Raw genomic sequence first — 12,107 nt, 5'->3', positions numbered from 1 at the left:
AGGGTATACAAGGAGTAACCGGAGCTACAGGAGAAAAAGGTGACAAGGGTGAAACCGGCGCTACAGGCGAGAAAGGTGAGACCGGTGCCAAGGGTGACCAAGGTGAAAAAGGAGATACAGGTGCCACAGGAGCTCAAGGAATTCAAGGCGTAACCGGCGCTACTGGCGAGAAAGGTGAGACCGGAGCCAAGGGAGACCAGGGCGAAAAAGGAGATACAGGTGCCACAGGCCCTCAAGGAATTCAAGGGGTAACCGGCGCTACAGGCGAGAAAGGTGAAACTGGAGTCAAGGGCGACCAAGGCGAAAAAGGAGACACAGGTGCCACAGGCCCACAAGGAATTCAAGGGGTAACCGGCGCTACAGGCGAGAAAGGTGAAACCGGAGCCAAGGGAGACCAAGGCGAAAAAGGAGATACAGGTGCCACAGGCCCTCAAGGTATACAAGGAGTAACTGGAGCTACAGGAGAAAAAGGTGACAAGGGAGAAACCGGTGCCAAGGGCGACCAGGGCGAAAAAGGAGACACAGGTGCCACAGGCCCTCAGGGTATACAAGGAGTAACCGGAGTAACCGGAGCAACTGGTGAAAAAGGCGAAAAAGGAGATACAGGTGCGACAGGTCCTCAGGGAATTCAGGGGGTAACCGGGGCTACAGGAGAGAAAGGTGAAACCGGAGCCAAGGGCGACCAGGGTGAGAAAGGAGATAAAGGTGAAACCGGAGCTACTGGTGCCCAAGGTATACAAGGAGTAACCGGAGCTACAGGAGAAAAAGGTGACAAGGGTGAAACCGGCGCTACAGGCGAGAAAGGTGAGACCGGTGCCAAGGGTGACCAAGGTGAAAAAGGAGATACAGGTGCCACAGGAGCTCAAGGAATTCAGGGGGTAACCGGCGCTACAGGAGAAAAAGGTGAGACCGGAGCCAAAGGCGACCAAGGTGAAAAAGGTGAGACAGGTGCTACTGGTCCACAGGGAATTCAAGGTGTAACCGGAGCTACTGGTGAAAAAGGTGAAACCGGTGCCAAGGGTGACCAGGGTGAAAAAGGAGATACAGGGGCCACAGGCCCTCAGGGAATCCAAGGGGTTACCGGCGCTACAGGCGAGAAAGGTGAGACCGGAGCCAAGGGAGACCAGGGCGAGAAAGGAGATACAGGTGCCACAGGCCCTCAGGGAATTCAGGGAGTAACCGGAGCAACTGGTGCCAAAGGTGACAAGGGTGAAACCGGAGCCAAGGGCGACCAAGGTGAAAAAGGAGACACAGGTGCCACAGGACCTCAGGGAATTCAGGGGGTTACCGGCGCTACTGGTGAAAAAGGTGAAACCGGAGCCAAGGGCGACCAAGGCGAAAAAGGAGACACAGGTGCTACTGGTGCTACTGGTCCTCAGGGAATTCAGGGAGTTACCGGAGCAACTGGTGAAAAAGGTGAGACTGGAGTCAAGGGTGACCAAGGTGAAAAAGGAGACACAGGGGCCACGGGTCCTCAGGGAATTCAGGGGGTAACCGGCGCTACTGGTGAAAAAGGTGAAACCGGTGCCAAGGGAGACCAAGGTGAAAAAGGAGACACAGGTGCTACTGGTGCCCAAGGTATACAAGGAGTAACCGGCGCTACTGGTGCTCAGGGAATCCAAGGGGTTACTGGAGCGACTGGCGAGAAAGGTGAAACCGGTGCCAAGGGCGACCAGGGTGAAAAAGGTGAGACAGGTGCTACTGGTGAAAAAGGTGAAACCGGAGCCAAGGGTGACCAAGGTGAAAAAGGTGAGACAGGTGCTACTGGCGAGAAAGGTGAGACCGGTGCCAAGGGCGACCAAGGTGAAAAAGGAGATACAGGTGCTACTGGTGCCCAAGGTATACAAGGAGTAACCGGAGCGACTGGTGAAAAAGGTGAAACCGGAGCCAAGGGCGACCAAGGCGAAAAAGGTGAGACAGGTGCTACTGGTGCCCAAGGTATACAAGGCGTAACTGGAGCTACAGGAGAGAAAGGTGAGACTGGAGCCAAGGGAGACCAAGGCGAAAAAGGAGACACAGGCCCACAAGGAATACAAGGAGTTACCGGAGCTACTGGTGAAAAAGGTGACAAGGGTGAAACCGGTGCCACAGGAGCTCAAGGAATCCAAGGGGTTACCGGGGCTACTGGCGAGAAAGGTGAGACCGGAGCCAAGGGCGACCAAGGTGAAAAAGGAGACACAGGTGCCACAGGCCCTCAAGGTATACAAGGCGTAACCGGCGCTACTGGCGAGAAAGGTGAGACCGGAGCCAAGGGCGATCAAGGCGAAAAAGGTGAAACTGGAGCCAAGGGTGACCAAGGCGAAAAAGGAGATACAGGTGCCACAGGCCCTCAGGGAATTCAGGGGGTTACTGGAGCGACTGGCGAGAAAGGTGAAACCGGTGCCAAGGGCGACCAGGGCGAAAAAGGAGACACAGGTGCTACTGGTGCTCAGGGAATCCAAGGAGTTACCGGTGCTACAGGAGAAAAAGGTGAGACCGGAGCCAAGGGCGATCAGGGCGAGAAAGGAGATACAGGTGCCACAGGCCCACAAGGAATTCAAGGTGTAACCGGCGCTACTGGCGAAAAAGGTGAAACCGGAGCCAAGGGAGACCAAGGTGAAAAAGGAGATACAGGTGCCACAGGCCCACAAGGAATTCAGGGAGTAACCGGCGCTACAGGCGAGAAAGGTGAAACCGGTGCCAAGGGAGACCAGGGCGAAAAAGGTGAGACAGGTGCTACTGGTGCTCAAGGTATACAAGGAGTAACCGGTGCTACTGGTGAAAAAGGTGAAACCGGTGCCAAGGGTGATCAAGGTGAAAAAGGAGACACAGGTGCCACAGGACCTCAGGGAATTCAGGGGGTAACCGGCGCTACTGGTGAAAAAGGTGAAACCGGAGCCAAGGGAGACCAAGGTGAAAAAGGAGATACAGGTGCCACAGGCCCACAAGGAATTCAGGGAGTAACCGGCGCTACAGGCGAGAAAGGTGAAACCGGTGCCAAGGGCGACCAAGGTGAAAAAGGTGAGACAGGTGCTACTGGTGCCCAAGGTATACAAGGAGTAACCGGAGCGACTGGTGAAAAAGGTGAAACCGGAGCCAAGGGAGACCAGGGCGAAAAAGGAGACACAGGTGCTACTGGAGCTCAGGGAATTCAGGGGGTTACTGGAGCGACTGGCGAGAAAGGTGAAACCGGAGCCAAGGGCGACCAGGGCGAAAAAGGAGACACAGGTGCTACTGGTGCCACAGGCCCTCAAGGAATTCAAGGGGTAACCGGCGCTACAGGCGAGAAAGGTGAAACTGGAGCCAAGGGCGACCAGGGCGAAAAAGGAGATACAGGTGCCACAGGTCCTCAGGGAATTCAGGGGGTAACCGGAGCAACTGGTGCCAAAGGTGAAACCGGAGCCAAGGGTGACCAAGGCGAAAAAGGAGATACAGGTGCCACAGGCCCTCAAGGAATTCAAGGGGTAACCGGCGCTACAGGCGAGAAAGGTGAGACTGGAGTCAAGGGAGACCAAGGCGAAAAAGGAGATACAGGTGCCACAGGAGCTCAAGGAATTCAGGGGGTAACCGGCGCTACTGGTGAAAAAGGTGACAAGGGTGAAACCGGAGCCAAGGGTGATCAGGGTGAAAAAGGAGACACAGGTGCCACAGGCCCTCAAGGAATCCAAGGCGTAACTGGCGCTACAGGCGAGAAAGGTGAAACCGGAGCCAAGGGCGACCAAGGCGAAAAAGGTGAGACCGGTGCTACTGGTCCTCAAGGAATTCAGGGGGTTACCGGAGCAACTGGTGAAAAAGGTGAAACCGGAGCCAAGGGCGACCAGGGTGAAAAAGGAGACACAGGTGCCACAGGCCCTCAGGGAATTCAAGGCGTAACCGGCGCTACTGGTGAAAAAGGTGACAAAGGTGACACTGGAGCCAAGGGCGACCAAGGTGAAAAAGGAGACACAGGTGCCACAGGCCCTCAAGGTATACAAGGAGTAACCGGTGCCACAGGTCCTCAGGGAATTCAAGGCGTAACCGGGGCTACTGGTGAAAAAGGTGAGACTGGAGTCAAGGGAGACCAAGGTGAAAAAGGAGATACAGGGGCCACAGGCCCTCAGGGAATCCAAGGGGTTACCGGCGCTACAGGCGAGAAAGGTGAAACCGGTGCCAAGGGAGATCAGGGCGAAAAAGGAGATACAGGTGCTACTGGTGCTCAGGGAATTCAAGGAGTAACCGGGGCTACTGGTGAAAAAGGTGAGACTGGAGCCAAGGGCGACCAGGGCGAAAAAGGAGACACAGGTGCCACAGGTCCTCAGGGAATTCAAGGAGTAACCGGGGCTACTGGTGAAAAAGGTGAGACTGGAGCCAAGGGTGATCAGGGTGAAAAAGGAGATACAGGGGCCACAGGTGCTACTGGTGCCCAAGGTATACAAGGAGTAACCGGCGCTACAGGAGAGAAAGGTGAGACTGGAGCCACTGGTGAGAAAGGCGAAAAAGGAGATACAGGTGCCACAGGTCCTCAGGGAATTCAGGGGGTAACCGGGGCTACAGGAGAGAAAGGTGAGACTGGAGCCACTGGTGAGAAAGGCGAAAAAGGAGATACAGGTGCCACAGGTCCTCAGGGAATTCAGGGGGTAACCGGGGCTACAGGAGAGAAAGGTGAGACTGGAGCCACTGGTGAGAAAGGCGAAAAAGGAGATACAGGTGCCACAGGTCCTCAGGGAATTCAGGGGGTAACCGGGGCTACAGGAGAGAAAGGTGAAACCGGAGCCAAGGGAGATCAGGGCGAAAAAGGTGAGACCGGTGCCACAGGACCTCAGGGAATTCAGGGGGTTACCGGAGCAACTGGTGAAAAAGGTGAAACCGGAGCCAAGGGCGACCAGGGTGAAAAAGGAGACACAGGTGCCACAGGCCCTCAAGGAATTCAAGGAGTAACCGGCGCTACTGGTGAAAAAGGTGAAACCGGAGCCAAGGGCGACCAAGGTGAAAAAGGAGACACAGGTGCTACTGGTGCTCAGGGAATCCAAGGGGTAACCGGCGCTACAGGCGAGAAAGGTGAAACCGGAGCCAAGGGAGACCAAGGCGAAAAAGGAGATACAGGGGCCACAGGAGCTCAGGGAATCCAAGGAGTAACCGGTGCTACTGGTGAAAAAGGTGACAAGGGTGAAACCGGTGCCACAGGCCCTCAAGGTATACAAGGAGTTACCGGCGCTACAGGAGAGAAAGGTGAAACCGGAGTCAAGGGAGACCAAGGTGAAAAAGGAGACACAGGTGCCACAGGTCCTCAGGGAATCCAAGGCGTAACTGGAGCGACTGGTGCCAAAGGTGAAACCGGAGCCAAGGGTGACCAAGGTGAAAAAGGAGATACAGGTGCCACAGGCCCTCAGGGTATACAAGGAGTAACCGGCGCTACAGGCGAGAAAGGTGAGACCGGAGTCAAGGGCGACCAAGGTGAAAAAGGAGACACAGGTGCCACAGGCCCTCAAGGTATACAAGGAGTAACCGGTGCTACTGGCGAGAAAGGTGAAACCGGAGCCAAGGGCGACCAAGGTGAAAAAGGAGACACAGGTGCCACAGGTCCTCAGGGAATTCAAGGAGTAACCGGGGCTACTGGTGAAAAAGGTGAGACTGGAGCCAAGGGCGACCAGGGTGAAAAAGGAGATACAGGGGCCACAGGTGCTACTGGTGCCCAAGGTATACAAGGAGTAACCGGCGCTACAGGAGAGAAAGGTGAGACTGGAGCCACTGGTGAGAAAGGCGAAAAAGGAGATACAGGTGCCACAGGTCCTCAGGGAATTCAGGGGGTAACCGGGGCTACAGGAGAGAAAGGTGAAACCGGAGCCAAGGGAGATCAGGGCGAAAAAGGTGAGACCGGTGCCACAGGACCTCAGGGAATTCAGGGGGTTACCGGAGCAACTGGCGAGAAAGGTGAAACCGGAGCCAAGGGCGACCAGGGTGAAAAAGGAGACACAGGTGCCACAGGCCCTCAGGGAATCCAAGGAGTAACCGGCGCTACTGGCGAGAAAGGTGAGACCGGAACCAAGGGAGACCAAGGCGAAAAAGGAGACACAGGTGCTACTGGTGCTACTGGTCCTCAGGGAATTCAAGGCGTAACCGGCGCTACTGGTGAAAAAGGTGAGACTGGAGTCAAGGGAGACCAAGGTGAAAAAGGAGATACAGGGGCCACAGGCCCTCAGGGAATCCAAGGGGTTACCGGCGCTACTGGCGAGAAAGGTGAAACCGGTGCCAAGGGAGATCAGGGCGAAAAAGGAGATACAGGTGCCACAGGTGCTACTGGTGCTCAGGGAATTCAAGGAGTAACCGGGGCTACTGGTGAAAAAGGTGAGACTGGAGCCAAGGGCGACCAGGGCGAAAAAGGAGATACAGGTGCCACAGGACCTCAGGGAATTCAGGGGGTAACCGGCGCTACTGGTGAAAAAGGTGAAACCGGAGCCAAGGGCGACCAAGGTGAAAAAGGAGACACAGGGGCCACAGGAGCTCAGGGAATCCAAGGAGTAACCGGTGCCACAGGTCCTCAGGGAATTCAGGGGGTTACCGGTGCTACTGGCGAGAAAGGTGAGACCGGAGCCAAGGGAGACCAAGGTGAGACAGGTGCCACAGGCCCTCAAGGTATACAAGGAGTAACCGGTGCTACTGGCGAAAAAGGTGAGACTGGAGTCAAGGGCGATCAGGGCGAAAAAGGTGAGACAGGTGCTACTGGTGCCCAAGGTATACAAGGCGTAACTGGAGCTACAGGAGAGAAAGGTGAGACCGGAGCCAAGGGCGACCAGGGCGAAAAAGGTGAGACAGGTGCTACTGGTGCCCAAGGTATACAAGGCGTAACTGGAGCTACAGGAGAGAAAGGTGAGACCGGAGCCAAGGGCGACCAGGGCGAAAAAGGTGAGACAGGTGCTACTGGTGCCCAAGGTATACAAGGCGTAACTGGAGCTACAGGAGAGAAAGGTGAGACCGGAGCCAAGGGCGACCAGGGCGAAAAAGGAGACACAGGTGCTACTGGTGCTACTGGTCCTCAGGGAATTCAGGGAGTAACCGGTGCTACTGGTGAAAAAGGAGAAACCGGAGCCAAGGGCGACCAGGGCGAAAAAGGAGATACAGGTGCTACTGGTGCCCAAGGTATACAAGGCGTAACTGGAGCTACTGGCGAGAAAGGTGAAACTGGAGCCAAGGGCGATAAAGGTGATACGGGAGCTACCGGACCAGCGGGTCCAGCAGGATCTGATGGTATTGATGGTGCCATTGGACCTAAAGGAGATAAAGGAAATACCGGTGCTACCGGTCCAACCGGTGCCGCTGGCACCAACGGAACCGATGGGGCCACTGGACCAACAGGGCCAGCAGGACCAACGGGACCCCAAGGAGATAATATGATCAAAGCTATAGGAAAAATATCGGCAGCTGGTGGAATTATTAAAGCAACAGCAGGAATAACGGTAACCAAATTATCCGGAAAAGGGCATTATAGGGTTAACCTTCCCTCCGGTATGGTCTCCACTGATAATTATATTATTCAATTGACCCAACCAGACCGTAATGGAGCTGGTAACGACAACCCAGGCATAGGATACATTAATCAGACATCCTCCAGTTTTGAAGTCATAATTGGGGATAATGACAATGGAGCGTCCAACCGGGTAAGATTTAATTCTGAATTTATGTTTATGATTCTGGATTTTTAAGAAATGATGAAGAGAATATTTAACCTGATCATATTATTTAATTGTATTATGGCCATAGAGGCCCAGGTAGATGGCGAGCTGCTGTTGACCGTGCACAACCTTGATGCCACTGAATTGGCTGGTGTTACCAGTCCCAATACAGGTAGTTTGGCATTCAATAGCACTAGCAATTCCTTTACCAACTATGACGGTATTCAATGGACCCAAGCCACAACGGATGTATACCTAGGCGATATTAAGACAGGTTTTGGCAATTCGGACCAGGGTGGTTGGTACGTACTGGATGGAAGAAGAATCAATAGCCTGCCCTCCAATGCCAGAACGGCTGCCTCAGCCTTAGGATTTAGAAGAAGGCTGCCCAATGCCCAAGATAGGGTCCTTAAACAAAGTAACGGGAGTCAAGGTCTTGGTAACACTGGAGGTAGTAATCAAATATCATTGACCCAGGCCAATTTACCCAATGTAAATTTTTCTGGAACCACCTCAGCCAATGGGAACCATAACCACAGCGTGTCCGGTTATTTTAGTGATGAGAGAATAAGAAACAATGTTGATGCCTACAGAAATTTATTATTGGCAGGAGGTGGAACCATCTCCAGCACAGACGGCGATCACGATCACAGTTTTACGGTAAATAGTGGTGGGTCATCCAGTGGCATAAACCAATACCAACCCTTTATTGTGGTAAATACATTAATTTATTTAGGCGAATGAAACATAACTTATTAATTCTTCTGATAATCATTTTGGTGTTTCCCTATTCCAGGGCACAAACGCCGAGCGCCGAGGAATTGGTTACTATTCATTCCGTAGCCAATAGTACCGGCATGAACAGTATAAGCGGTGCCTCCGCCGGAGCTTTGGTATTTAATCTAGCCGATAAGAACCTATATATTTATGATGGAACAACTTGGCAGTTGGTTGGTGGAAACGGACCGGAAATTGGACGAACAAAACACAGTTTCCAAGCTACGGATCACGGTGGATGGTATTTACTTAATGGAAGATCGTTAACCAGCCTCTCCACTTCCGCAGCCAGTGCAGCCAATAGCATAGGGATTACAGGAAATCTCCCCAACGCCACGGACCGCGTCCTAAAACATCCAAAATCGGGGGAAAGCCCTGGCGATATAGGGGGAGAAGCTAGCACTACCCTAACCCAGGCCAACTTGCCCAATGTAAACTTTAGTGGTTCCACAAGTAATGATGGCAACCACAATCACGACTTTTCGGGCTATTTTTCCTGGGAATCCATCAGACATAGTGCTGATGCCTATAGGAATATTTTGCTTAGTGGAGGAAGTAACAATACCAATACCACGGGCAACCACACCCATACTGTAAATGTTAGCAGTGGAGGTTCCGATCAGCCTTTCGAACAGTATCAACCTTATTTGGTAGCAAATACCTTTATATATCTAGGCGTATAATTCAAAATAAATCTATCTGTAACCAATGACCAAAAGAATTGATCCTACCATTCCCAAAAATAATACCGCTCCCACTAATCCAAGGATTCGTGTGGTATACGCTTATATTATGGCTGTATTGTTTTTTGCTACCTCCTTTGTAACCCAGGCCCAAATAGACCCGGAATTACTATTGGGGCTGCATAGTGCCAGCACTACGGAGATGAATGCAATCAGCGGATCTATTACGGGCTCCATGCTCTACAATACCACAGATAAAAAAATATACTTTTACAATGGAACCAATTGGACAGCCCCCTCCAATGACAACTGGTTGTTGGACGGGAATACGGCAGTTGCAGGAGCCTCTTTTTTAGGAACTAAAAATGATGTGGCCATGGACATTAGGTCCAATAATACCAGCATTCTGAAATTTGGTCGTAGGCAAACCCTTGGATTGGTTCAAAATTATCCGGATTATACGGACCAAAATCAGTATTTAACCTACCTACAAGGGAACAATGGTGTATCTGCCCTTCAATTCCAGGCGGATGGGGCATCTTTTTACAAACCTATGTTCTTTACAAATTCTGATGGTAATTTTAGACTTAAGGGCAGTGCTGCCGGAACCGATTTATTTGAGATCGGATCTGCCGGCACTTCAAATAACGGAGAGGTAGAATTTATTATCGGCGACGACGGAGCGGAACCCTTTATCTTTAAACGATATGATTATAGGGATGGATTGCTCAAAGAACTTTTCCGGGTACAGGGAAGTACCGATTCCCAAAATGCACTGCCCAGGGTAGGTGTCAATACCGGATCGCTTGCCAATTCAACCTTACAGGTAAACGGCTCCCTATCTACCGCCATTACCACTGCCGGAAGTAATCTAAGCCTGAACGAAAGCCATCATACCGTGGTGATAAATTCCAATATATCCATTACCCTCCCCGCGGCAAATGGAGCAACGGGTAGAGTATACATCTTAAAAAATATTACACAGCAAACTTTGACCGTTGGTTCCTATATAAATGAATTGGGGGATCCAACTACCGAATTAACTCCCAAAACCGTTATCTGGTTACAGAGTGACGGGACCCAATGGCAATTGATCAATCGCCTGGGCGGTCTGAACGGAAATGGAGGCAGTGACCCTGACGGCACCTTGACCACAGATTTAACCGTTTATACCTTCCAGGATCAATGGAACAGCGGATTTCAATTACAATTCGGGAATAGGACCAATTCCCCAATAGATTACAGGATCGTAGTTGAAAATGTCCCCTATGATACCATCCCAAACCTAAATTTAGGCAACCATACCCATGAGGTTATAGATAACGGGAATGGTACCTATAACCATATATTTAGAAGCACACAGGCACTAGGGGCCTATGACAGTACCACCATAAGAGGATCCAGGGTTTCTCCCAGGGGCATTGGGGATAGCTGTAACTGTGTCTCATTTTATAAACTGTAACGAACTAAAAAATATTGAACATGTACCCAGTGAAGTTAATCAGGAAATACCCAGTTTTATAAGCTTTAGGCAGCTCAAAAATGATATATCATGAAAAAATGGCCTGCCAGGTAAGAGTTAAAAGCAAATAATTGGATAAACACAACAAACAATGCTAAAGTCACCCATATTTCCAAAACCTTATGAACTGTATTAAAAACATATTTATTACAATGATATTCATAGGTGTATTGTTAGGTAATGCACAGGATGCAGTACATAACTATGGCAATATTCAAATCCATGAAACCGCCAAGGTAGGTTTCCATATGGACGTCATAAACGATGGCACCTTTGATGAAAATTTAGGGTTGGTGGGCTTTTATAGCGATAAGGACCCCTTGACCATCTCGGGAGGCTTTACCCCTGTTTTTTATGATTCCGAGGTGGCGGTGAATGACGGACTTTATCTTGAAACAAGCGTTGGGATACTTAATAATTTCAACTTTATAGACGGAGACGTATTTACACCTAGGGACCGCTCCAACGTATACTTAAACTTTTCCGATGATTCGTTTTATGTAGGAGAGGGAAACACTACCAAAATTGACGGTTATGGAGCTATTGCCAATAAGGACAGTTTTACTTTTCCCGTTGGCGATGAAGGCCGTGTTCGTCCCTTGACCATAACTTCGGAAAGCGTTAATGCCTTGGCCAAATGCGCTTATTTCTATGTAGGGCAGGATAAACTATCCAGTTTCAATGAAAATTTTGATCCGGGCATTAGGGATTTTAATGTAGCTGTAGTTAGCAAGGAGGAATTTTGGCGCTTGGAAGGAGACACCCCTAGCACAGTTACTTTGAGCTGGGATAACAGGAGCAATATAAGTAATCTTGGAGAGTATATTAGTGACCTTATAGTGGTAGGCTGGAGTAAAAGTGAACAGAAATGGATGAACCTGGGAAATTCGGACTTGCAAGGGGAGTCTTCCTTTGGATCGTTAAGTTCGGATACCTTTGTTCCCAATGATTACGAAATAATTACAATTGGTGGGGCCCTTGATCTAAATGAAAGCCTTACCACCATAGAATTGGGCAATTATTTTTTAACACCCAATGGGGATGGCACCAACGATTACCTGGTAATTGACGGCATAGAGGAATCTCCCAACAATCTACTACAAATCTTTAATAGATATGGTGTTTTGGTTTATTACAAAGAAAACTATAACAACGAATTTGAAGGGATTTCCAACCGAAATATGTTGGTCAATGGCGATACAGGACTATCCTCGGGGGTATATTTTTACATTATAACCTTAAACAATTTAAAAATAAAACATCAGGGCTATTTGTACCTGTCCCAAAATTCGGAGAATTAATTTAAAGGACCGTTGCATACGCCTATTTGTTGTCCCCTTTTATCAGGGTAGAACAACAGTAAAGTATTACTTGTCCAAGGAAACCTGCTACCCTTACACCCCCTTACCCTTTGTCGTAATTCCACCCCGGTCCGAACCAAATCTTGCAGAAATTAAGTAACTTTATAATTTCAATTTTATCCATAGGTCCCAAATT

Annotated in this window: 5 protein-coding genes; all 5 read left to right on the top strand. The window is 50.4% G+C overall.

The genetic code is table 11. The features are described 5' to 3' along the window. On the top strand, positions 1-7,658 hold a 7,658-nt coding region (locus tag C7972_RS24315), incomplete at its 5' end, for a collagen-like protein (RefSeq protein ID WP_110356592.1). Between the two features lie 3 nt (positions 7,659-7,661). Next, positions 7,662-8,372: a hypothetical protein gene (locus C7972_RS12875; RefSeq protein WP_146216320.1), complete on the top strand. Its 711-nt coding sequence runs from the start codon at positions 7,662-7,664 to the stop codon at positions 8,370-8,372. Continuing rightward, on the top strand, positions 8,369-9,088 hold the full coding sequence (locus C7972_RS12870) for a hypothetical protein (protein WP_110356590.1): 720 nt from the start codon (positions 8,369-8,371) through the stop codon (positions 9,086-9,088). The genes C7972_RS12875 and C7972_RS12870 overlap by 4 nt, the downstream gene beginning before the upstream one ends. A gap of 25 nt (positions 9,089-9,113) precedes the next feature. After that, a complete protein-coding gene (locus C7972_RS12865) occupies positions 9,114-10,550 on the top strand; it encodes a hypothetical protein (protein ID WP_110356589.1) in 1,437 nt (478 codons plus the stop codon). A gap of 212 nt (positions 10,551-10,762) precedes the next feature. Beyond that, positions 10,763-11,911 carry a gliding motility-associated C-terminal domain-containing protein gene (locus tag C7972_RS12860; RefSeq protein ID WP_258364844.1) on the top strand — a complete coding sequence of 383 codons (1,149 nt, stop codon included), beginning with the start codon at positions 10,763-10,765 and terminating at the stop codon, positions 11,909-11,911. Positions 11,912-12,107: the final 196 nt, after the last annotated feature.

Source organism: Arenibacter sp. ARW7G5Y1 (assembly GCF_003201775.1).
Lineage (GTDB): Bacteria > Bacteroidota > Bacteroidia > Flavobacteriales > Flavobacteriaceae > Arenibacter.
Note: the sequence above shows the minus strand (reverse complement) of the source record. Positions and strands in the feature narration are given on the sequence as shown.